This is a genomic window from Plantactinospora sp. B24E8 (assembly GCF_039871735.1).
Classification (GTDB): domain Bacteria; phylum Actinomycetota; class Actinomycetes; order Mycobacteriales; family Micromonosporaceae; genus Plantactinospora.
On the sequence record NZ_JBDPMH010000021.1, the window covers coordinates 97,579 to 120,297 of the forward strand.

Consider the following 22,719-nt stretch of genomic DNA (forward strand, 5'->3'; position numbering starts at 1 on the left):
ACCGGTCCGGGCGGCGGCGGACCGTCGGCGGTGGAGGGTGTCGGATGAGGCCGCTGCGCTACTCCCGGGTGGCCGACGTCGCCACCGCGGTCGGCACCGTCGCCGCCGACCCGGCGAGCACCTTCCTGGCCGGCGGCACCACCGAGGTCGACCTGCAACGCAGCTACGTCTCCCCGGCCCGCCGGCTGGTCGACATCAACGACCTGCCGCTGCACCAGGTCGAGGAACTGCCCGGCGGCGGGGTACGGATCGGCGCGCTGGCCCGGATGAGCGAGGTCGCCCAGGCCCTGCCGATCCGCCGCCGGTTCCCGGTGATCTCCCAGGCCCTGCTGCTCGGCGCCTCCCCGCAACTGCGGAACATGGCGTCGATGGGCGGCAACCTCATGCAGCGGGTCCGCTGCGGCTACTTCCGCGACGTGGCGGCGCCCTGCAACCGGCGCGAACCGGGGACCGGGTGCAGCGCCGTCCACGGCATCAACCGGGGCCACGCGATCCTCGGCACCAGCGAACGGTGCATCGCCACCCACCCCTCCGACGTCGCGGTGGCGCTGGTCGCGCTCGACGCGGTGGTGCTGACCCAGGGGCCGGGCGGGGCCGGCCGGATCGGTGTCGACGACTTCTTCCCGCTGCCCGGCGACACCCCGGAGCGGGAACACCCGACCGCGCACGGCGAACTGGTGGTCGCGATCGAGGTGCCGCCGAACCCGATGGCCACCCGCTCGCTCTACCTGAAGGTCCGGGACCGGGAGTCGTACGAGTTCGCGCTCGCCTCGGCCGCGGTCGCGGTCAGCCTGGACGGGCAGACGATCGGCGACGTACGGCTGGCCCTCGGCGGGGTGGCGACCAAACCGTGGCGGGCCCACCGGGCCGAGGCGGTGCTGCGCGGCGCCCCCGCCACCGTCGAGACCTTCACCGCCGCCGCCGCCGAGGAACTCGCCGACGCGGTCGGGTACGGGATGAACGACTTCAAGATCGAGCTGGCTCGACGGACCATCGTCCGGGCACTGCGGATGGTCCTCGGCGACCCGCAGATCCACGACGGCACGGCGCCGGGAATGCTCAGCGGGGACGGAGGCGGTACGTCATGAGTCCGGCGATCGGCGCGACCCTCGACCGGGTCGACGGACGGGCCAAGGTGACCGGGGCGGCCCGCTACTCCGCCGAGGTCAACCTTCCCGACCTGACCCACGCCGTACTGGTCGGCGCGCAGGTGCCGAGTGGACGGATCATCGGGATCGACTGCCGCGACGCGATGGTGGCGGACGGCGTGATCGCCGTACTGACCCATCTGGACCTGCCCCGGATCGCGGCGCAACCGAAACTCTTCCCCGGGCTGGCCGGGCTGATCGCGCACGGCCAGAGCTTCTTCCCGATGCAGGACGACGTGGTGCACTACGCCGGGCAGCCGGTCGCGGTCGTCGTCGCCGACACCCTGGAACGCGCCGAGCACGCCGCCACCCTGGTCCGGGTCAGCTACGCGGAGACGCCGTCGCTGACCCTGCTGGACGCCGGACGGGACCGGGCGTACGAGCCGGAGAAGATCTTCGGTGGGCTGGTCCCCGGCCGGAACCCGCCCCGGGGCGACCCGGAGGCGGCGCTGCGGGACGCCGAGGTGACCCTCGACCTGACGTACCGGTTCGAGGTCAACCACCACAACCCGATCGAGGCGTCGACCACCACGGCGGTCTGGGACGACGTCGACCGGCTCACCCTCTACGACGCCACCCAGGGGCCGAAGGCGACCCAGCTCAGCGTCGCCGAACTGCTCGGCCTGCCACCGACCGACGTCCGGGTGGTCAGCCACTACGTCGGCGGCAGCTTCGGCTCCAAGGCGCTGATCTGGCCGCACGTCACGGTGGCCGCGCTCGCCGCCCGGGTGGTCGGCCGCCCGGTCCGGCTCGCACTCAGCCGCGAGCAGGAGTTCCACTCCTGCGGGCACCGGGAGGAGCAGGAGCAGCGGATCCGGCTCGGCGCCGGCCGGGACGGTCGGCTGACCGCGTTCACCCACGACAAGATCTCGCTGACCTCACACTTCGACGACTGGGCCGAGATGTCCCTGGAGTCGGCCGCGGTCACCTACGCCTGCCCGAACTACGCCGGTGGATACCGGCTGGTCCGGGGCAACATCATCACTCCGACATTCACCCGGGCACCCGGCGAGGCGACCGGGATGTTCGCCCTGGAGTCCGCGATGGACGAGCTGGCGTACGCGGTCGGTCTCGACCCGCTGGAGCTGCGGCTGCGCAACCACGCCGACGTCGACCCGGAGACCGGCAAACCGTGGTCGAGCAAGGGCCTGAAGGAGTGCTACCAGCGCGGTGCCCAACTGTTCGGCTGGGCCGACCGCGACCCGCGGCCCGGTGTCCGACGCGACGGGCAGTGGCTGGTCGGCACCGGCGTGGCCACCGCCGCCTACCCGGTCGCCGCGCCGATCAGCCCGCAACGGGCCCGGGCCCGGATGTACGGCGACGGCAGCAGCGTGGTCGAGGCCGGCATCTCCGAGTTCGGCACCGGGGCGCTGACCGCGATGACCCAGGTCGCCGCGGACGCGCTCGGCCTGCCGGTGGACCGGGTCCGGTTCGTCGGCGGCAGCAGCGACCTGCCGAACATCGCCGCCGCCGTCGGCTCGGCCGGGGCCGGCGCGACCAGTGCCGCCGTACACCTGGCCTGCACCCAGCTGCGCGACCAGCTGATCGGCCAGGCGGTGGCCGACCAGGGCTCACCGCTGCACGGCGCCGACCCGGCGGAGGTGGTGGTCCGGGACGGTCGGCTCTGCCGGCGGGACCGGCCCGAGGTCGGCGAGACCTACCACCAGCTGCTGGACCGCAACCACATGCCGGACGTCGAGGCCATCGGCACCTGGATGCCGGTGTCGCCGATGACCAGCGACCACGCGATGCACACCTTCGGGGCGCAGTTCGCCGAGGTCGCGGTCGACGCCGACCTGGGCCGGATCCAGGTACGCCGACTCGTCGGTGTCTTCGCCCCCGGCCGGGTGCTGAACCGCCGGACGGCGCACAGCCAGCTGATGGGCGGCATGCTCTGGGGGGTCGGCCAGGCGTTGCTGGAGGCGACCCGGATGGACCCGCACACCGGCCGGTACGCCAACCAGAACCTCGCCGACTACCTGGTACCGACCAACGCCGACGTGCCGGACGTGGTCGTCGACATGATCGAGGTGCCGGACGCGGTGGTGAACCCGCTCGGGGTGAAGGGGGTCGGCGAGATCGGCATCGTCGGCGTCTCGGCCGCGATCGCCAACGCGATCCACCACGCGACCGGCCGGCGGATCCGCAAACTCCCGATCCTGCTCGAAGACCTGCTCTGAACGAACGGAGCCGCCACCGCCGCCGACCAGCCCGGGGCCGGGCGCACCCGTCGCGACCCGACCAGACGACCGTCACCACCCAGTGGGCCGGCCGAGCTGGCTTCCGGCTGCCCGGTTACCCTGCTTGGCCGTGGTTCAGGCGTGGTCGGACGCCCGGTCGGCGCGCCACCCGGCCGGGTCACGGCCGGCTCCTCGAGGGTGGTGGGCACGGTGCTGCGCGCGTTCGGTCTGACCGAGCCGGAGGAGAAGGTCTACCTCGAGTTGGTCGGCGGCAGCCCGGGCAGCACGGCCGCGCTCGCCCGGCGGCTCGACACCGGGGTCGACGAGGTCGAGACGGCGCTCGCCGAACTGGTCCGGGCCGGGCTGGTCCGCCGGGCCGGCGACCGGGTCGACGCCGCCCCGCCCGACCTGGCGATCGACGCGCTGCTCACCCAGCGGGTGCGCGAACTGGAGGAGGCCCGGACCGGCCTGCGGGACTGGTTGCGACAGCGACGCGCGGCGGAGCCGGCCGACCAGGGTGTCCGGATGGTGGTCGGGGTCGCCGCGATCATGGAGACGTTCGAGCAGTTCCTGCGCGGCGCGCAGGAGGAGGTGCTCGGCTTCGAGTGTCCGCCGTACGCGGCCAGGATCAACGACAACCCGACCGAGCGGGAACTGCTGGGCCGGGGCGTACGGTTCCGGGTGGTCTACGACCGACGGGCACTCGACCGGGACGGCGCCTCCGCGCACATCGGCCAGTTCATCGCCGCGGGCGAGCAGGCCCGGGTCGCGGTGAACGTACCTGGCAAGCTCGCCGTCGCCGACCGCCGGATGGCTCTGCTCTCCTTTCCCGGCCGGAGCGAGAGCACCGAGCCGTGGGCGTTGGTGGTGCACGGCGCCACCTGGGTCGAGGTGCTGGTGGCGCTCTTCGGCGAGGTGTGGGACCGGGCCACGCCGCTGCGGCTCGCCCCGGCCAGCACGGTGCTCGACGATGTCGACCGGTGGACGGTGCCGACCGCGACCGACCGGCGGATCCTGTCGCTGATGATGACCGGACTGCCGGACAAGGCGGTCGCCTCCCAGTTGGGCATCTCGGTACGGACCGTGCAGCGGCGGCTGCGCCAGCTGATGGACGTGACCGGCAGCGCCACCCGGATGCAGCTCGGCTGGTTCGTCGCCCGGCACGACTGGCTCTGAGCGTCGGTGCGGGGGCGCCCGCCGTTTCGGCGGACGCCCCCCGTCCTCACCGCGTCGTGGTGACACTCACCCGGTGACCGTCACCGAGACGGTGATCGGGGTGGCCGGGCTCTTGGCACCGTTGTTGCTCACCAGCACGGTGCCGACGTAGCTGCCCGGCGCCAGGCCGGTGGAGTCGACCGTGACGGTCAGGGCCTGCCTGGCCCCCGCCGCCACCTCACCGGAGCCGTCGACGGAGAGCCACGGCACGTCGCTGTACGCGGGCAGCGAGCCGTCGACGTGGTAGACGGAGCTGGCGTAGGGGCGGCCGGTGCCGCTGCCGAGCACCCACAGGTTGCCCTGGTCGTCGAGGTCGAGCCCGGCACCGGTCAGCGGGCGCGGGTCGGGGTCCGGCACCGAGGCGAGCGCCCGGCAGTTCTCCGGGTCCATCGCCCAGATCGACTCCTTGCTGTCCTGGTTGATGCCCCAGAGCACGTTCTCCTTCTCGTTGAGCGCCAGCCCGGTCATCCACGGCACCGGCGGCGTGCACTCGCCCAGCACCGCGCCGGGCTGCGGGTGCGACAGGCCGGCGAGGTGCCGGATCACCCCGTCCCCGCTGAGATAGAAGGTGTCGTCGGCAGCGCGGTAGGCGAGCCCGTAGTAGAGCTTGCCGGCCCACGACCCGGTGACGGTCTCCTCGACCTCCAGGGTGTCCGGATCGAAGCAGGCGATCGGCAGTTCCCCGACGAAGGACATCGTCGGCGCGCACATCAGGTCCCGCCCCGGCACGTACGCCATGTCCGAGGGCCAGCCGCCGATGTCCAGTACCCCCGTGCCGAGCACCCGGCCGTCGGTGGAGAAGCGCTGCAGCTGACCGAAGAGGTACGAGTTGGAGACGATCAGCTCACCGTTGCGGTACCCGACGCCGAATGCGTAGTAGAAGTCCTTCACCGGGAAGGAGCCCAGCACCCTGCCGGGTACCCCGGCGGGCGGGGTGGCCGAGTTGATCTCGCGGGCCAGCCAGCTGGCCGGCAGGTCCCCCTTGTTGGTCAGGGTCACCGTCGCGGTCCGGGTCTGTCCGGGCCGGACACTCACCGACACCGCGCTCCGGTTGGCCAGCAGCAGCGGCGTACGCAGTGCCGCGTCGTGTCTGACCACCCTGCCCTCGACCACCGTGACGGCGGCCGGCGGCAGGTCGTACCCGGGCTGCAGCACGGTCACCGTGGCCGCCCCGGCCGGCGCCTCCAGCTGGTAGAAGCCGTCGGCGTCGGTGGTCGCGGTGGCCGGCTGCCGGGCGCCGGGCGACTCGACCTGCACCGTCGCGCCGGCCAGCGGCTGACGGTCGTTGGCGTCCCGTACGGTGCCGCGCAGCAAACCCCGGCCGGGAACCGTGAAGGTGACCGCGGTCGCCTCGTCGAGCACCGCCTCGTCCCGGGAGTACGTCAGCGCGTGCTGTCCCGTGGCGTCCTCGATGCCGACCGTCGCGGAGCCGCCGGCCGCCACCGTACCGGTGCCGAGCTTGCGGTACCGGACGGTGACGGTGCCCCGCTCGCCGAGCAGCACCTGGACGTCGACCCGCTGCTTCGGGTCGCTCTTCAGGGCGGCCCGGGTCCAGCTGACCACCAGTTGCCGGTTCGTCCCCGACCCGGTGGACTTCGTCCGCACCGTGGCGGCGTGGTCGAGCACCAGGTCGTCCCAGAAGGCGTAGACGGCCGGGGCGGACACCGCCGGGGCGGGCAGCGGACCGTTGGCGCCGACCGACGCGGCGCTGTCGGCGCCGAGGGTGAGGTAGCCGTCGGTGTGCACGGTGATCTGGTCGTACGTGGTGCCGTAGAAGGTCATCGGGAAGGGCAGGTCGATCTGCCGGCTCGCGGTGTCGCCGGTGAGGGCCAGCACCGCGCCGCCGTTCTCCCACTTCCCGGCGGTGACCCCGGCGGCGTAGCCGTACCTGTCGGTCTTGGCGGCGAGCGTCACGTCCACCGTCTCCGGCCCGTCCACGGTCAGCCCGACCGTTTTCGGAGCGAGCCAGCGCCCGTAGTCGACAAGCAGGTTGTAGTCGGCCTCGGGCAGCATCCCGGTGTAGCGGCCCTTGGCGTCGGTGACAAAACCCGGGAAGGTCTCGTCGGCGAGGGTGATCCGGGCGCCGGCGACCGGCCTGCCGGCCGGGTCGGTGACCCGGCCCTGCACCGGCTGCCACGGGGCGGCCTCGGAGAGGTCGACGGTCAGGTTGACCGTGCCGGTCTGCGCCACGGTGATGGTGCGCCGCTGGGTCCGCTGCCCGAAGAACGTCGCGGTCAGGGTGTACTCCCCGGCCGGGACGCGACCCAACTGGACGGTGCCACGCGGGTCGGTGCGCGCCGTCCGGGTGACCAGGTTGGAGGTCACGGTGACCCGGGAGCCGGCCAGCGGGTTACCGTCCCGTTCCGCGTGCACCACGATCCCGCCGAGCTGCGCCGTCGACGCCTCGGTCACCAGGTCGTACGCGTCCAGCCGGCCCTCGCCGTAGACGTTGTTGTCGGCCGGCGTACCACCGCACCGCAGGTCGTCGACGTCGTGCGCGGTACGGTCCAGCAACTCGCGGGTGGTCGCCACGTCCCGGCGCAGGTTCGGCACCGCCGACCAGGCCAACGCGACCGCGCCGGCGACCTGCGGGGCCGCCATCGAGGTGCCGTCCATGTATCCGTACGTGCTGCCCGGCAGGGTGGAGAGAATCCGTACCCCGGGAGCGGTGATGTCCGGCCGCACTCCGCCGTCCGGGCCGGGGCCACGGCTGGAGAAGTCGGCGATCACGCCGTCCGGGTCGGTCGCGCCGACGGCGTACGCCCGCGGGTTGGTGGCCGGGTGGCCGGCCGTACCGCACGGGTCGGGGTAGTCCTCGGCCTCGTTGCCGACGGCGAAGACCGGGAAGATGCCGGCGGCGACCCAGGAGTCGATGATCGTGTCGTAGAAGTGCGGGTCACCCTCGTGACCGCCCCAGGAGTTGTTGATGATGTCCGGCGACATCTCCGGGCGGGGGTTCTCCCCGTTGTGGTCGGTCGGGGCGATCATCCACTGGCCGGCGGCGAGCAGCGACGGGTTGGTGCAGTAGTTGGCCTCGCAGCCCTTCGCGGCGATCCAGGTGGCGCCGGGTGCCACGCCGGTGACGTGTCCGGCGCCGTCGTCGCCGACCATCGAGCCGACGGTGTGCGTACCGTGCCCCTGGTTGTCGCAGGGCGTCTCGGGCAGGCACCATCCGGTCGGGTCGAACCAGTTGTAGTCGTGGGTGAAGGTGCCGTCGCGATTGTTGCCCCGGTACTGCCGGACCAGCGACGGGTGGTCGTACTGCACTCCGGAGTCGACACTGCCGACGACAACGCCCTCGCCCCGGGTGCCGTACTCGCGCCACACCTTGTCGGCGCCGGTCGCGGTGAGGTTCCAGAGCAGGGGTTCGTCGCTGTCGGTCTCCGCGCCAGCGGTCCGGACCGGCTCCGTCAGCTTCGTCACGCCGACCGCCGTGATCCGGGCGACGTCCGCACGGCCGGCCAGTTCGGTGAGCAGGTCCAGGTTGCCGGTCACCTCGATGACGTTCGTGATCCAGAACGGGGTGAAGTCGGCGTGCCGGTCGCGCAGCAGCGTACGCAGGCCGCGCTGGGTCTGTTCGGCGTGCGCCACCTTGGTCTGGTAGACCCGGGTGGTGCGGGCGATCCGGCCGGCCCGGCCGGCGGCGGATCGCTCGACGCGGTCCAGCTCCGCGTCGTCGAGCCTGGCCTCGTCGGCCAACTCGACGAAGAAGCTGGCGGCTGTCCCGGAGCGCGCCGCGGCGAGCACGCCCGGGTCCACCTTGCGCAGTGGATCGGTGGTGCCGCCGTCCGGCACCGGCGCCGCCGTGGCCGCGCCGACGGGCACGGCGAGCAGCGCGGCCAGGACCACGGCGGCCGCGGCCGCCGCGCGGGATGTCCCGGGTATGGGTCTGAGCATGAACGAGTCCTTCCTCCGGGCGATCGCCGAGAGGCCGGCGCCGCCGTCGGAGATTCTCGGCGGCCGGGCGGCCGGTTGACCGCCGTGACCGGTGGCGGAGCACGGACATGGCGGATCTTCGCCACCTCCGGTCGGCCTGCCGGACACCCACGTGTCACCGCGGGTTGCGGTCCGGACGGGTACGGTGCGAGCATCAGTAAACATTCGTTACAGTTAGTCCGGGGATTACCACACAGTTCGCAACTTGCACACTTCGGTTAAGTCCGATATTGACGCAAGGTCCGGTACGCCATAGCGTGTCATCGATCGCCGCGCCATCCCCACACCCCCACCGGCGCGGCGACAGCCGAGAGGACGCGCCATGATCGCCCGTACCCGCCCCACCGTGACCCGGAAGGTGGCCCAGTTCCTCGCGCTCTGCCTGGCGCTGGTGGCCGCCCTCGCCGCACCCACCCACGGCCCGGCCCGGGCCGCCGCCCCGGCCTTCAACGTGATCGCCTTCTACAACGGCACCTGGGACGCGGCCCACATCAGCTTCGTCCGGGAAGCCAACCAGTGGTTCCCGCAGATCGCCGCCCAACACAACTTCAGCTACACCGCGACCACCGACTGGAGCCGGCTGAACACCGCGAACCTGGCCCAGTACCAGGTGGTGATCTTCCTGGACGACCTGCCGCCAGCCGCCCAGCGCCCCGCGTTCGAGCAGTACATGCGGGGCGGCGGCGGCTGGCTCGGCTTCCACGTCTCGGCGTGGAACGACAACCCGGGCGCCTGGGACTGGTACCACAACCAGTTCCTCGGCACCGGCGCGTTCCAGTCGAACACCTGGGGACCGACCACCGCCGTACTTCGGGTCGAGGGCCCTGACCACCCGTCGACCGGACGCCTGCCCGCCACCTTCACCTCGTCGGTGAGCGAGTGGTACAGCTGGAGTCGCGACCTGCGGACCAACCCGAACATCAACATCCTGGCCTCGGTCGACCCGAGCAGCTTCCCGCTCGGCACCGACCCGAACCAGACCTGGTACGGCGGCTACTACCCGATCATCTGGACGAACACCAGCTACAAGATGCTCTACACCAACTTCGGGCACAACGCGATGGACTACGCCAACAACGTCCCGCTGTCGTCCACCTTCGCCAGCGAGGTCCAGAACCGGTTCCTGATCGACGGGCTGCTCTGGCTCGGCGGCGGCGGTGGCACCACTCCCCCGCCCACCGACCCGCCGGTCTCCCCGACCGCCTGGTACACCCTGGTCAACCGGGGCAGCGGCAAGTGCGTGGACGCCCGCGCCGCCGGCACCGCCAACGGCACCGCCGTCCAGCAGTACGCCTGCAACGGCAGCCTCGCCCAGCAGTACCAGCTCCAGCCGACCAGCGGCGGCTTCGTCCGGGTGAACAACCGCAACAACAGCACCCGGGTCCTCGACGTCACGAACGTCTCCACCGCCGACAACGCGCCGATCCAGCTCTGGACCTACAGCGGCGGGAACAACCAGCAGTGGCAGGCGGTCGCCGAGGGCGGCGGCTACTACCGGCTGGTCAACCGGCTCAGCGGCAAGTGCCTGGACGTGCCCGGCGCCGCCACCGCCGACAGCGTCCAACTCGTCCAGTACGCCTGCAACGGCACCGCCGCGCAGTCCTTCCGCCTCGTCCAACAGCAGTAGGACGGGCGGTCGCGGCAGCCGGGTCGCCGGGCGGCGGAACAGTCCGCCGCCCGGCGCCCGACCTGACTGCCGTTCCGGCTCACGCAACCGGGGTTTACCGTCCGCTATACTCTGCCTGTGAGCGGCGCCGAGTGGGAGATCTACCTCGTCGACGAGGTCCGGGACTGGATCGACGACCTCGATGCGCCCACCCACGCTCGTGTCGTGCAGGCCATCGATCTGCTGGCCGAAACCGGGCCGGGGCTCGGCCGACCGCTCGTGGACACGATCCACGGCTCGTCGGTCGCCAACCTCAAGGAACTACGCCCCAGCACCGTACGGATCCTCTTCGCCTTCGACCCGTGGCGGTCGAGCATTCTGCTCGTCGCCGGCGACAAGGCGGGACGGTGGCACGAGTGGTACCAGGAAGCCATCCCGCTGGCGGAGCAACGCTACGAGATCTATCTGAAAGAACGCGCCGAGGAGGAGGGCGGGCGGCAATGAGCAGCTACTCGCGATGGGGAGACATCCGCAGCCAGCAGGTCGAGCGGGCCGGTGGCGAGGAGGCCGTCGAAGCGGGTAAGCAGGAACTGCTCGCCACCGTCATCGGGCACCGCCTCGCCGAGATCCGCCGGGCCCGCCACCTGACCCAACAGCAGATCGCCGACCGGATGGGCGTCACCAAGGGACGCGTCTCACAGATCGAACAGGGCAGGATCTCCGGTCAGGACGTCCTGGCCCGCTACGCGGCAGCGCTCGGTGGCCGCCTCCACCAGGCCATCTACTTCGACGACGGGGACATCGCCGCCATCGCGTAGCAGCGCCACCCGGCCGGTGCTCCGGGCACGAGCCGAGGTGCCGGGCGGCGGAACAGTCCGCCGCCCGGCGCCCGCGCCGGGTGGGGTCAGGCGACGACGCTGACCATCCGACCCGGGATCACGATCACCTTCCGCGGCTCCCTACCACCCAGCTGGTCGGCGACCGCGGCCAGCGCGGCGGCCCGTACGTCGTCCTCGGCGGCGTCCGCCGCCACCTCGACCCGACCCCGGACCTTGCCGTTGACCTGCACCGGGTACGTCACCGACTCGGCCACCAGCAGGCTCGGGTCGGCGACCGGGAACGGCTCGTACGCCAGCGACCCGACGTGCCCCAGCCGCTGCCACAGCTCCTCGGCGATGTGCGGGGCGAACGGCGACAGCATCAGCACCAGCGGCTCGGCCACCTCGCGCGGCGTCGCCTCCAGTCGGGTGATGCCGTTGGTCAGCTCGATCAGCTTGGCGATCGCGGTGTTCATCCGGATGCCGTCCAGGTCGGCCCGGATCCCGTCGATCGCCCGGTGCAGCAGCCGCCGGGTCGGCTCGTCGGCCGAGGTGTCGACGACCCGCAGCTCGCCGGTCTGCTCGTCGACCAGCGCCCGCCAGACCCGCTGCAGGAACCGGTACGCCCCGACCACCGCCCGGGTCTCCCACGGCCGGGAGACCTCCAGCGGGCCCATCGACATCTCGTAGACCCGGAACGTGTCCGCGCCGTACGCCGCGCACATCTCGTCCGGGGTCACCACGTTCTTCAGCGACTTGCCCATCTTGCCGTACACCCGGTTGACCTGCTGCTCACCGAAGTAGTACGCGCCGTCGACCTCCTCGACCTCGGCCGCCTCGACGTAGGCACCCCGCTCGTCGGTGAAGGCGTACGCCTGGATCATGCCCTGGTTGAACAGCTTCCGGAACGGCTCGAACGACGAGACGTGTCCCAGGTCGAACAGGACCTTGTGCCAGAACCGGGCGTACAGCAGGTGCAGCACGGCGTGCTCCTGGCCGCCGACGTACAGGTCGGTGCCGCCGCAGTCGCCCTCACCGCGCGGCCCCATCCAGTACCGCTCGTTGGCCGGGTCGACGAACCGCTCCGAGTTGGTCGGGTCCAGGTAGCGCAGCTCGTACCAGCAGGAGCCGGCCCACTGCGGCATCACGTTCGTCTCCCGGGTGTACCGCTTCGGCCCGTCACCCAGGTCCAGCTCGACCTCGACCCAGTCCTTGCGGCGCGACAGCGGGGTCTCCGGGTCGGAGTCGGCGTCTTCGGGGTCGAAGGTGCGCGGTGAGAAGTCGTCCACCTCGGGCAGTTCGACCGGCAGCATCGACTCCGGCAGCGCGATCGCGTTGCCGGCCTCGTCGTAGACGATCGGGAACGGCTCTCCCCAGTACCGCTGCCGGCTGAACAGCCAGTCCCGCAGCCGGTAGGTGACCGCGCCGGAGCCGTTGCCGGTCGCCTCCAGCCACTCGATGATCCGCGCCTTGGCGTCGGCGACGCCCAGCCCGTTCAGGTCCAGGTCGCTGTCCGGCCGGGCGCTGTTGACCGCCGGCCCCTCCCCGGTGTACGCCTTGCCGGCGAAGTTCTCCGGCGGCTGCACGGTACGCACGATCGGCAGCTCGAAGACCTCGGCGAACTCCCAGTCCCGCTCGTCCTGGGCGGGCACCGCCATGATCGCCCCGGTGCCGTAGCCGGCCAGGACGTAGTCGGCGATGAAGATCGGGATCTGTGCCCCGTTGACCGGGTTGGTGGCGTAGGCGCCGATGAAAACGCCGGTCTTCTCCCGGTTCTCCGCCTGCCGCTCCACGTCGGTCTTGGCCCCGGCCGCCTTCCGGTAGGCGTCGACCGCGGCCCGCGGGGTCGCCTGCCCACCGGTCCACACCGGCTTCGTCCCCGCCGGCCAGGCCTCGGTCACCAGCGTCTCGACCAGCGGGTGCTCCGGGGCCAGCACCATGTAGGTGGCGCCGAAGACGGTGTCCGGCCGGGTGGTGAAAACTTGGATCGGCTCGGCGTCGGTGCCGAAGGTGATGTGCGCGCCGGTGGAGCGGCCGATCCAGTTCCGCTGCATCAGCTTGATCGGCTCCGGCCAGTCCAGCGCCGCCAGGTCGTCCAGCAGCCGGTCACCGTACGCGGTGATCCGCATCATCCACTGCTTCAGGTTGCGCTTGAAGACCGGGAAGTTGCCCCGCTCCGACCGGCCGTCGGCGGTGACCTCCTCGTTGGCCAGCACGGTGCCCAGCCCCGGACACCAGTTCACCGGTGCCTCGGAGACGTACGCCAGCCGGTGGTCGTCGACGATCCGCCGCCGCTCGGTGTCGGACAGCTCGGCCCAGGCCCGGCCGTCCGGGGTGGCCCGGCTGCCCGCCTCGAACTCGGCGACCAGCTCACCGATCGGCCGGGCCTTCTGCACCGTCGTGTCGTACCAGGAGTTGAAGACCTGCAGGAAGATCCACTGGGTCCACCGGTAGTAGTCGGTGTCGATGGTGGCCACCGAGCGGCGGTCGTCGTGCCCCAGGCCCAGCCGACGCAGCTGCGAGCGGTAGTAGCCGATGTTCGCCTCGGTGGTGGTCCGCGGGTGGGTGCCGGTCTGCACCGCGTACTGCTCGGCCGGCAGACCGAAGGCGTCGAAGCCCATGGTGTGCAGCACGTTGCGCCCGGCCATCCGCTGGTAGCGGGCGAAGCAGTCGGTGCCGATGTAGCCCAGCGGGTGGCCGACGTGCAGCCCCGCCCCGGACGGGTACGGGAACATGTCCAGCACGTACAGCTTCTCCGCGTCGGCCCGCGGGTGGTCCGGGTCGGCCAGCGGGCCGACCGGGTTCGGGGCCCGGAAGGTGCCGCGCTCGGCCCACCGGTCCTGCCAGCGGAGCTCGATCTCCCCGGCCAGCTCGGCGGTGTAGCGGAACGGCGGAATGTCCGCCGCCGGCTCGGTCACCTCGGTCATGACGTCTCCTCGGTACGTTCGTCGCTTCCGTACAGGTCTTCGGCCGCCCTTGTCGCGGGCCAGGTCAAGGTGACCCGGGGGAACATTCTCCGGGCACAAAAAAACCCCTCACGCAGGAGGGGTGGCCGTGCTGGTCGCGTCAGTCGCGTCAGCACGGCTCGCTAAGAAGCAGGTGGGCCCGGGACATGGAGTTACTGTACCGCCTCGACCGGCCGGCTGTCGTACCCGATTCGCCCGGTGTCGAATCCTGCCCGTCTGTGCCCTCATCGTCGGTGTGTTCGGCTCCACAGCCGAATGCGGCTAGCCTGAGGCATGCGGGTGATCCGGATTTCCGGACGGACGTGTTCTCCCGCGAACCATACGGCCGTCCCATCGACTCTCTATGTACACGGCCGTGGACGACGAGGAGGAGGCCCGTGACACAACAGACCTGGGACGAGCTGGGCGGCGCACTGCCGAACGACCAGTTCCGTGCCGCCAGCGACGCGATCGTGGCCAACATCGAAGAGGTCATCGAGGGCAAGACCGCCACGGTCCGACTCGCGCTCGCCGTTCTCCTCGCCGAGGGTCACCTGCTGATCGAGGACGTACCCGGGGTCGGCAAGACCAAACTCGCCAAGGCGCTCGCCCGCTCGATCGACTGCTCGGTCCGCCGCATCCAGTTCACCCCCGACCTGCTGCCGAGCGACGTCACCGGGGTCAGCGTCTACAACCAGGAAACCCACGACTTCGAGTTCCGCCCCGGGGCGGTCTTCGCCAACCTGGTGGTCGGCGACGAGATCAACCGGGCCTCGCCGAAGACCCAGTCCGCCCTGCTGGAGTGCATGGAGGAGCGGCAGGTCACCGTCGACGGGGTCACCTACGAGCTGCAGACGCCGTTCATGGTGATCGCCACCCAGAACCCGATCGAGATGGAGGGAACCTATCCGCTGCCGGAGGCGCAGCGGGACCGGTTCACCGCCCGGATCGCGATGGGCTACCCGGACGCCGGTGCCGAGCTGGCGATGCTCGACGTGCACGCCGGGGTCGACCCGCTGCACGAGCTGCGGCCGGTCGCCGACGCGGCCACCGTACGCAAGCTGATCGCGACGGTCCGGGACGTGCACGTCGCCGACGCGGTGAAGCAGTACGCCGTCGACCTGGTCACCGCCACCCGGGAATCCCCCGACCTGCGGCTCGGCGCCTCCCCCCGGGCGACCCTGCAGCTGCTGCGCACCGCGCGGGCGGTCGCCGCCCTGGAGGGCCGGGACTACGTGCTCCCCGACGACCTGCAGGCGCTCGCCGTACCGGTGCTCGCCCACCGGGTGATCTCCACCGCCGACGCGCAGCTGTCCCGCCGGACCACCGACGCGATCATCTCCGACCTGGTGCACCGGCTGCCCCTGCCGCACGAACGGCAGCGGCAGCGGTCGGAGTACGACACCCGGCCGCAGTCCGGCGACGGCAACGGTCGATCCCAGTACGAGCCACGGAGGCGATGACCGTGCGCGAGGCGCTGCGCGGTCTCACCACCCGGGGCCGGTCCTTCCTCGCCGCCGCCGTCGCGGCCGCGCTCTCCGCCCTGATCCTGGGCGAGAAGGACCTGCTGCGGGTGGCGATCCTGCTCGGTGTGCTGCCGCTGCTGGCCGCGCTCTACGTCGGGCGCAGCCGCTACAAGCTGGCCTGCAGCCGGTCGCTGCAACCGCACCGGGTGCCGGTCGGCGCCAGTTCACGGGTGGTGCTGCGGCTGCAGAACATGTCCCGGCTGCCGACCGGGACACTGCTGCTCGAGGACCGGCTGCCGTACGCGCTCGGCAGCCGGCCCCGGGTGGTGCTGGAGCGGCTCGGCGCGCACCAGGCCAGCTCGGTGGCGTACACGGTGCGGGCCGACGTCCGGGGCCGCTACGAGGTCGGTCCGCTGGTGATCCGGCTCACCGACCCGTTCGGGCTCTGCGAACTGACCCGGGCCTTCCCCAGCGTCGACCCGCTCACCGTCATCCCTCAGGTCACCGCGCTGCCCGGGGTCCGGCTCACCGGCGAGTACGCCGGCACCGGCGAGAGCCGGGCCCGGTCGGTCGCGGTGCACGGCGAGGACGACGCGGCGACCCGGGAGTACCGGCGCGGCGACGACCTGCGCCGGGTGCACTGGAAGTCCACCGCCCGGACCGGCGAGCTGATGGTCCGCCGGGAGGAGCAGCCCTGGGAGAGCCGGGCGACGGTGGTGCTGGACACCCGCGCCTTCGCCCACCGGGGCGAGGGTCCGACCGCGAGCTTCGAGTGGGCCGTCTCGGCGGCCGCCAGCATCGCGGTGCACCTACGGGCCGCCGGCTACAAGCTGCGGCTGGTCAGCGACTCCGGGATCGACGTGAACGCCAACGAGGCCGGCGGCGAGGGCCTGCTGCTCGACTACCTGGCCGAGGTGCGGCTCAGCCAGCGCGGCGACGTGGCGACCCTGGTCGAACGGGTCCGGCAGCGCTCCGACGGCGGGCTGGTGATCGCCCTGCTCGGCACCCTGACCGGCACCGAGGCGGAGTTGCTGGCCGGACTGCGCGGCAACGGGGCGACCTGCATCGCCTTCCTGGTGGACAGCTCCACCTGGCTGAACCTCACCCCGCAGGCCCGCGAGGAGGCGAACCACGCGCACGGCGCCGCCGCCCTCGGCCTGATGCAGAGCGGTTGGCGGGTGGTCGGCGTCGAGCACGGCAGCAAGCTGCCGGCGCTCTGGCCGCAGGCGGCCCGGGGCTCGCAGGGATTCGCCTGGCGGGCGGTCTCGGCCGAGACGGTCACCGGAGGTGTCCGGTGACCGTGGCGGGCCGACACGACGGCACGGCAGCAACCGGCCAGGACGGGAGTACGTCATGAGAGGACGCCGTCACCTGGGGTTCGTCGCCGCGGTGGCGACCCTGCTCGCCGCCGCCCCACTCTCGGCGATCTACGAGCGGTGGACCTGGCTGGTGCAGTGCGTCGTACTGGTGGGTCTGGTCGCCGGAGCGGCGACGCTGGCCCGGTGGTGGCGGGCGCCGATCTGGGCGCAGGCGGTCAGCATGGCCGGCGCGCTGCTGTTCGGCCTCACCTGGATCTTCCCGAGCGGCGACGAGCTGCTCGGCCTGCTCCCCACCCCGGGCACGCTGCGGCACTTCGGCGCGCTGGTCAGCGCCTCCGCCCAGGACATGCGCTCGTACGGCGTGCCGGTGGAGGACGTCGACTCGCTGCTGTTCATCACCTCGCTCGGGGTCGGCGCGGTGGCGGTCGTGGTCGATCTGCTCACCGTCGGTCTGCGCCGGCCGGCCCTGGCCGGGCTGCCGATGCTGGCGATCTACTCGGTGCCGGTGGCGGTGCACGTCGAGAGCGTCTCGGCGATCCCGTTCGTGGTCGGCGCGGCCGGGTTCCTGTGGCTGCTCGCCGCCGACAACGTCGACCGGGTCCGGCACTTCGGTCGCCGGTTCACCGGGGACGGCCGGGACGTCGACGTATGGGAGCCGTCGCCGCTGGCCGCCGCCGGCCGCCGGCTGGCGGTGATCGGGGTGGTCGTCGCGGTGGCGCTTCCGCTCGCCGTGCCGGGGATGACCTCGGGGCTGCTCAGCCAGCTCAACTCGGGCGGTGGCGGGCAGGGCAACGGGGTCGGTGGCCAGGGTGGCTCCCCGGGCCGGGTCAACCTCTTCGCGGCGCTCAGCGGGGAACTGAACCGCTCCGAGATCCGCGACATGATCAAGGTGACCACCGACGACCCGAATCCGTTCTACCTGCGGTTCGCGGTCGCCGACGACATACGCCGCACCGGCTTCGCCCCGCGTACGCCGAGCGGCACCCCGGTCACCCGGGGCATGGTCGACCCCCGCAACTCCGGTCGGGCCAGCAGCGGCATCACCCGTACCCCACACCAGGCGAACGTGGAGATCCTCGACTTCACCATGCCGTTCCTCCCGGTGTACGCCGAGCCGGTGACGATGCGGGACGTCGACGGCAACTGGCTCTACGACGAGGGCATGCAGGTCGTCTTCTCCAACCGGGCCTCGTCCAAGGGACGGAAGTACTCGTTCGACTACGTACGCTCGGACTACAGCCCGCAGGCGCTGGCCGCCGCGTCGACGCTGCCGCCGGAGCACTCGCTGCGGCAGCTCTACACCCGGGTCGACGACGTCCGGGAGGTCGACGAGCTGGTCGAGCGGTTGACCCGGAACAAGCGGAACGACTACGAGCGGGTCCGGGCGATTTTCGACTACTTCTCCCGGGACAACGGGTTCAGCTACAGCCTCAGCACCCAGGGCGGCGTCAGCGGGCAGGACATCGTCAACTTCCTCACCAACAAGGTCGGCTTCTGCCAGCAGTACGCGGCGGCGATGGCCTGGCTGGTCCGGGCCGCCGACATCCCGGCCCGGGTGGCGTTCGGGTTCACCAACGGCACCAACCGGCAGGAGAACACGTACACCCTGACGAACCTGAACCTGCACGCCTGGACCGAGGTCTTCTTCAACGACATCGGCTGGGTGCCGTTCGACCCGACACCGGCGTCGAGCATCCCCGGTTCGGCCCGGTCCCGGACGAGCTGGGCGCCGGACGTCGACGCCCCCGACCCGGTGACCACGGCACCGACCACCGGTGAGGGGCCGGACACCGAGGCGTCGGCCGACCCGACCGAGGACAACACCCCGATCAAGGACGTCGACGAGAACCTCGGCGACGCGGCCGGGGTCGCCCCGGACAGCGGGCCGACCTGGCCGCTCTGGGTCGTGGCCGGGGTGCTGCTGCTGGTGCTGCTGCTGAGCCTGCCGGCCCTGCGCCGGGCCCTGCTGCGGCGTCGACGGCAGGTCCGGGCCGCCGCCGCGGCCGGGGCACTGGCCTCGGCCGCCGACGGTGACGCGCCGCCGGGGGTGGCCCGGGTGGTACTCAGTGACAGCGAGCTGGCCCGGGCCCGGGCCGACGCGCACGCCGCCTGGGACGAGTTCGTCGACACCCTGGTCGACTTCCGGATCCGGGTCGACCCGACCGAGACCCCCCGGGCCACCGCCGACCGGCTGGTCGCGGAGGGACTCACCGTGGGACCCGCCGGAGACGCGGTACGCCTGCTCGGGCGGGTCGAGGAACGGGCCCGCTACGCCCGGGAGCCGCTGCGGCAGCACGCTCCGCTCGGCGAGGCGCTCCGGGCGGTCCGCCGGGCGTTGAGCACCCGGGCGGATCGACGTACCCGGATCGTGGCGGCGACCCTGCCGCCCTCGGTGTTGAGCCGCTGGCGGGCGGCGGTCATGGACGTTTCCGCCGGTGTTGTCGGCCGGTCGGGCCGGATCCGGGAGCGTCTGACCCGCTGGAATCCGCGTCGGGTGCTGGCCGGTCGGGCGTCTCGCTGAGGGTGCTGGTGGGGGGTTGGGGGCGGATCACCCGCTCTGGGCGGTCAGGCTTGATCCCGACGCGGGCGATCCGCCCCCAACCCCTGCCGGGCTTGCTCTCCGCGCGGATGCATTCGCTTTCCCCCGGTCGGGCTTGATCTCCGCGCGGATCCATCCGCCCTCGGGTGCTGGCGGGGCTTGATCTCGGCGTGAGACCGGCCGGCTGCGGCTCCGGTCGGGCTTGCGGGGCGTGCGGAAACGCCGCATCGGACGGAACTGGATCCATCGGGGCGATTCGTCCGTTGCCCGGACATGGGCTATCACCAGGGGTCACCGGACCGGGGGTCCGGCCGGTACGACCGGCGGCGGCCTGCCGGCCGCCGCCACGGCAAACTGGTCAGCGGTGGCCTTCCGGCCGCTGACGCCACCTCTCCTCAAGTCGGTCGACGAGGGACAGGCGCCGCCCACGGGTCCGACGGCTGGTGGTACCACCCACGACGTGCAGATCCGGCGACTGCGCCCGTCGCTGCGACAGCATCGCGAACGCGGCCGAACCGAGCATCACCACGAAGCCCGCTACCCCGAGCAGCGGGGTTTTGCTCACCGTGCCGTAGACGACCAGTGCAAGGCCAGCGATGATCCCGCTGACCGCGACGAGCAGGCGACGCCGCGCGTGGAAGCGCGGGTCGCTGGCGCGCACAGCCGAGGCGAACTTTGGGTCCTCGGCAAGCGACTGCTCGATCTGCTCGAACAGCCGCTGCTCGTGCTCAGAGAGCGGCACGGCACTCCTCCCCGGTCACGTTGGTCGGTCCGGTCGAACCGACAGACCGTGGCAGCCAACCGGCTGCTTACCCGCCAGTCTACGAGGGGGGTCGCGGGTCGGAAAGCGGGACGACCCACGGCCTCGCCGGTTTTTCCGACTACCGCTGGTCGTCGCGGCGCAACAGACTCGCCGGGCGGACCACGGAACGCCCGAATCGGGCCGCGGCGGCGTCGGCGGCCGCCTCCGCCTCCCGCCAGCCGCGCTCCGGGGCACCGAGGGTGAGCTGCCGGGGCGTCTGGTCCGCCGCGCTGAGCCCCTCCACGCGTACGCCGACGAGCCGGATCCGGTCACCCGGCCCGAGGGCGGTGAAAAGCGACCAGGCGGTGTCGAAAACCTCGCGGGCCACGTCGGTCGGGCCGCCGAGGGTCCGGGACCGGTTGATGGTACGGAAGTCGGCGTACCGCACCTTGATCGAGATCGTCCGGCCGACCTGTCCCGCCCGGCGCAGCCGTACGCCCACCTTGTCGGCGAGTCCGAGCAGCGCCCGCCGGATCGTCTCCGGGTCGGCCAGGTCGGTGTCAAAGGTGACCTCGGCGCCGATCGACTTTTCCACGTGTTCCGGGCTGACCTGGCGGGGATCCCGCCCCCAGGCCAGTTCGTGCAGGTGGGCCGCGGCCGCCTCACCCAGGCTGCCGCGCAGCATCCCGACCGGCGCCTCGGCGATCGCCCCGACCGTGGCCAGGCCGAGCCGGCGCAGCGTCTCCGCGGCCCGCTCCCCCACCCCCCACAGCGCCTCGACCGGCAGCGGGTGCAGGAACTCCAGCACCTGGTCAGCCGGCACCACCAGCAGCCCGTCCGGCTTGGCCCGGGTGGAGCCGAGCTTGGCCACGAACTTGGTCGGCGCCACCCCGACCGAGCAGGTCAGCCGCTCCTGCCCGGCGACCCGGGACCGGATCAGCCGGGCGATCTCGGCGGGGCGGCCGAGCAGCCGCCGGGCCCCGGAGACGTCGAGGAACGCCTCGTCGACCGAGAGTTGCTCGACCAGGGGCGTGACGTCGCGAAGAATCTCCATCACCGCGTGCGAGGCGGCCGAGACGGCGGCGAAGTCGGGCGGTAGGAAGACCGCCCTCGGGCAGAGCGCCCGGGCCCGCGCCGTCGGCATCGCGCTCCGGACGCCGTACGCCCGGGCTTCGTAGCTGGCGGAACTGACCACGCCGCGCGGGCCGACGCCGCCGACCACCACGGGCCGGCCCCGCAGTTCTGGTCGGCGCCGCACCTCGACCGCGACGAAGAACGCGTCCATGTCGACGTGCAGGATCGGCGAACCGGAGTCGTCGGCGTCCGGCCCGAAACGCGGATCGTTTCCGCGTGGCACGGACTGGCTGCGACCCATAGCGGCAGGTTAGCCCCCTGGTGTGACACGGCCGCGCGGGCGCCGGCCAACGGCATCCGGCTGAACGATCAGGAACGAGGCGTTTCCTGGTCGTCCGCGACCTGGATGATCGTCTTGCCGGAGGTGCCGTGGTGGCGGGCGAACGCGTCGACCGTCTCGGCCAGCGGTCGCACCGCGCCGACCATGGGGTTGAGCCGCCCGGTACGAAGACGCTCGGCGAGATCGGCGAGCCGGTCGCGATCAGGTTCGACGACAAAAAAGATGGCCCGCCCGTCCCTGGGCCGCACGGTGGGGGGCATGGCAACGCTGACGAGGGTGCCGCCCGGGCGTACCAGTTCGGCCGACCGCTCGAGGACGTCGCCGCCGAGGACGTCGAAGACCACGTCCACCTCGCCGACCTGCCGCAGGTCGTCGGCCTCCAGGTCGACGAAGACCTGCGCGCCGAAACCGAGCGCGGCGGCCCGGTGGGCGGCCCGGCCGGTGCCGACAACCCGGGCGCCCGCCTCCCGGGCGAGTTGGACGGCCATCGAGCCGACGCCGCCCGCGGCGCCGTGGACGACCACGGTCTGCCCGGTCGTGAGGTGGGCGTGGTCGAACAGTCCCTGCCATGCGGTCAGTCCGGAGATCGGCAGTGCGGCGGCCACGGTGTGGTCGATGTCGGCCGACAGCGGGGCGAGGTTGCGCGCCTCCACCGCGGTGAACTCGGCCAGGGATCCGTTGCGGGCCCAGTCGGTCAGCCCGAAGACCCGCTGGCCCACGGTGAGCCCGGTGGTGCCGTAGCCGAGCTCGGCCACCACCCCGGACAACTCGTGCCCGGGAATGCTGGGGGTCCGGTCGCGGCCGGCGCGGTCGGTCCAGGTCGCCGGCCAGTCCAGCTCTCCGGGGGTGAAGCCCGCAGCGTGTACGCGCACGATGACGTCGTTCTCCGCCGCGTGCGGGTACGGCATGTCGGTCAGGGTGAGCCCGCCGACACCCGCCTCACGGTCCCGTACGGTGATCGCTCGCATGCTCGAATCCTTTCCCAGAAAGTTCGTCGGTACGGGGTGATTGGAGAAGCTCGGTACGGGCGGCCGCTGGGCGGTCCTGCGGGTGCCGTCAGCTCGGCCAGGGCGATCCGACGATGCGCTCGACGGTCGTCACGCGGCGGAAGCCGGAATGAAATGTTCGAGCACGTCGGCCGGATCCCACCGATCAACTGCCGTCTACTCCATAACGACGGTCGACCTGGCCGCTTCGGCGTCGGCAGCAATGGTTCCAGCACCGCCCACTGCACGTCAGTCAGGTCGAACCGCCTCGTCACCGCTAGTGTCGCGTAATTGAGATCGTTTACTTGTCGTTGTTGGTGAGGAGTTTGCGGACCTCGGTGTGGACCCAGCGGACCTTGGCCAGGATCTCGCTGGGGGTCGCGGTCCAGACGAACGGTTTCGCGT

At 72.0% G+C, this 22,719-nt stretch carries 14 protein-coding genes and 1 pseudogene; 9 read left to right on the top strand and 6 right to left on the bottom strand.

Translation table 11 applies throughout. The features are described from left to right. The first annotated feature begins 44 nt into the window (after window positions 1-44). The 3 genes from ABGB21_RS25355 to ABGB21_RS25365 all read left to right on the top strand — a co-directional run bounded on the left by ABGB21_RS25355 (window position 45) and on the right by ABGB21_RS25365 (window position 4,504). Window positions 45-1,088, top strand: coding sequence for a xanthine dehydrogenase family protein subunit M (locus ABGB21_RS25355; RefSeq protein ID WP_347656979.1), 1,044 nt, complete (start codon window positions 45-47; stop codon window positions 1,086-1,088). Beyond that, window positions 1,085-3,328 (top strand): xanthine dehydrogenase family protein molybdopterin-binding subunit, encoded by a 2,244-nt coding sequence (locus ABGB21_RS25360; RefSeq protein ID WP_347656980.1) that lies wholly within the window; start codon window positions 1,085-1,087, stop codon window positions 3,326-3,328. Before ABGB21_RS25355 ends, ABGB21_RS25360 begins: the two co-directional genes overlap by 4 nt. Before the next feature lie 141 nt (window positions 3,329-3,469). Continuing rightward, window positions 3,470-4,504 (top strand): helix-turn-helix domain-containing protein, encoded by a 1,035-nt coding sequence (locus ABGB21_RS25365; RefSeq protein WP_347656981.1) that lies wholly within the window; start codon window positions 3,470-3,472, stop codon window positions 4,502-4,504. Between the two features lie 66 nt (window positions 4,505-4,570). On the opposite strand, the gene ABGB21_RS25370 is transcribed toward ABGB21_RS25365, so the two are convergent. After that, window positions 4,571-8,440: a S8 family serine peptidase gene (locus ABGB21_RS25370; RefSeq protein ID WP_347679864.1), complete on the bottom strand. Its 3,870-nt coding sequence runs from the start codon at window positions 8,438-8,440 to the stop codon at window positions 4,571-4,573. Between the two features lie 361 nt (window positions 8,441-8,801). Between ABGB21_RS25370 and ABGB21_RS25375 the strand changes: the two genes are divergently transcribed. The 3 genes from ABGB21_RS25375 (at window position 8,802) to ABGB21_RS25385 (ending at window position 10,903) form a co-directional block, all read left to right on the top strand. Beyond that, complete coding sequence (locus tag ABGB21_RS25375) at window positions 8,802-10,106, top strand: ThuA domain-containing protein (RefSeq protein ID WP_347679866.1); 1,305 nt, start codon at window positions 8,802-8,804, stop codon at window positions 10,104-10,106. A gap of 117 nt (window positions 10,107-10,223) precedes the next feature. Continuing rightward, entirely contained in the window at window positions 10,224-10,589 is a 366-nt protein-coding gene (locus tag ABGB21_RS25380) for a type II toxin-antitoxin system RelE/ParE family toxin (protein ID WP_347679868.1), read from the top strand. After that, entirely contained in the window at window positions 10,586-10,903 is a 318-nt protein-coding gene (locus ABGB21_RS25385) for a helix-turn-helix transcriptional regulator (RefSeq protein WP_347679870.1), read from the top strand. Before ABGB21_RS25380 ends, ABGB21_RS25385 begins: the two co-directional genes overlap by 4 nt. An 86-nt stretch (window positions 10,904-10,989) precedes the next feature. Here ABGB21_RS25385 and leuS read toward each other — a convergent pair whose 3' ends face one another. Next, a complete protein-coding gene (leuS, locus tag ABGB21_RS25390) occupies window positions 10,990-13,830 on the bottom strand; it encodes a leucine--tRNA ligase (protein WP_347679872.1) in 2,841 nt (946 codons plus the stop codon). Between the two features lie 416 nt (window positions 13,831-14,246). Here leuS and ABGB21_RS25395 point away from each other — a divergent pair, with 416 nt between their 5' ends. The 3 genes from ABGB21_RS25395 to ABGB21_RS25405 are packed head-to-tail and all read left to right on the top strand — an operon-like array spanning window position 14,247 to window position 19,154. Continuing rightward, entirely contained in the window at window positions 14,247-15,311 is a 1,065-nt protein-coding gene (locus tag ABGB21_RS25395; protein ID WP_347656986.1) for a MoxR family ATPase, read from the top strand. Window positions 15,312-15,313: 2 nt separating this feature from the next. Beyond that, window positions 15,314-16,612, top strand: coding sequence for a DUF58 domain-containing protein (locus ABGB21_RS25400; protein ID WP_347656997.1), 1,299 nt, complete (start codon window positions 15,314-15,316; stop codon window positions 16,610-16,612). A 55-nt stretch (window positions 16,613-16,667) separates the two neighbouring features. Further along, the gene (locus ABGB21_RS25405) at window positions 16,668-19,154 is read left to right on the top strand and encodes a DUF3488 and transglutaminase-like domain-containing protein (protein ID WP_347679874.1); all 2,487 of its coding nucleotides are present in this window, start codon (window positions 16,668-16,670) and stop codon (window positions 19,152-19,154) included. Window positions 19,155-19,530: 376 nt separating this feature from the next. On the opposite strand, the gene ABGB21_RS25410 is transcribed toward ABGB21_RS25405, so the two are convergent. From ABGB21_RS25410 to ABGB21_RS25425, 4 genes and pseudogenes are all read right to left on the bottom strand, one after another. Continuing rightward, complete coding sequence (locus ABGB21_RS25410; protein WP_347656988.1) at window positions 19,531-19,914, bottom strand: DUF3040 domain-containing protein; 384 nt, start codon at window positions 19,912-19,914, stop codon at window positions 19,531-19,533. A gap of 139 nt (window positions 19,915-20,053) precedes the next feature. Then, window positions 20,054-21,289: a DNA polymerase IV gene (gene dinB / locus ABGB21_RS25415; RefSeq protein WP_347679876.1), complete on the bottom strand. Its 1,236-nt coding sequence runs from the start codon at window positions 21,287-21,289 to the stop codon at window positions 20,054-20,056. 68 nt (window positions 21,290-21,357) lie between these two features. Further along, window positions 21,358-22,296, bottom strand: coding sequence for an NADP-dependent oxidoreductase (locus ABGB21_RS25420; protein WP_347679878.1), 939 nt, complete (start codon window positions 22,294-22,296; stop codon window positions 21,358-21,360). Between the two features lie 170 nt (window positions 22,297-22,466). Further along, a pseudogene (locus ABGB21_RS25425) lies at window positions 22,467-22,589 on the bottom strand (IS5/IS1182 family transposase); the annotation flags it as partial. Window positions 22,590-22,719: the final 130 nt, after the last annotated feature.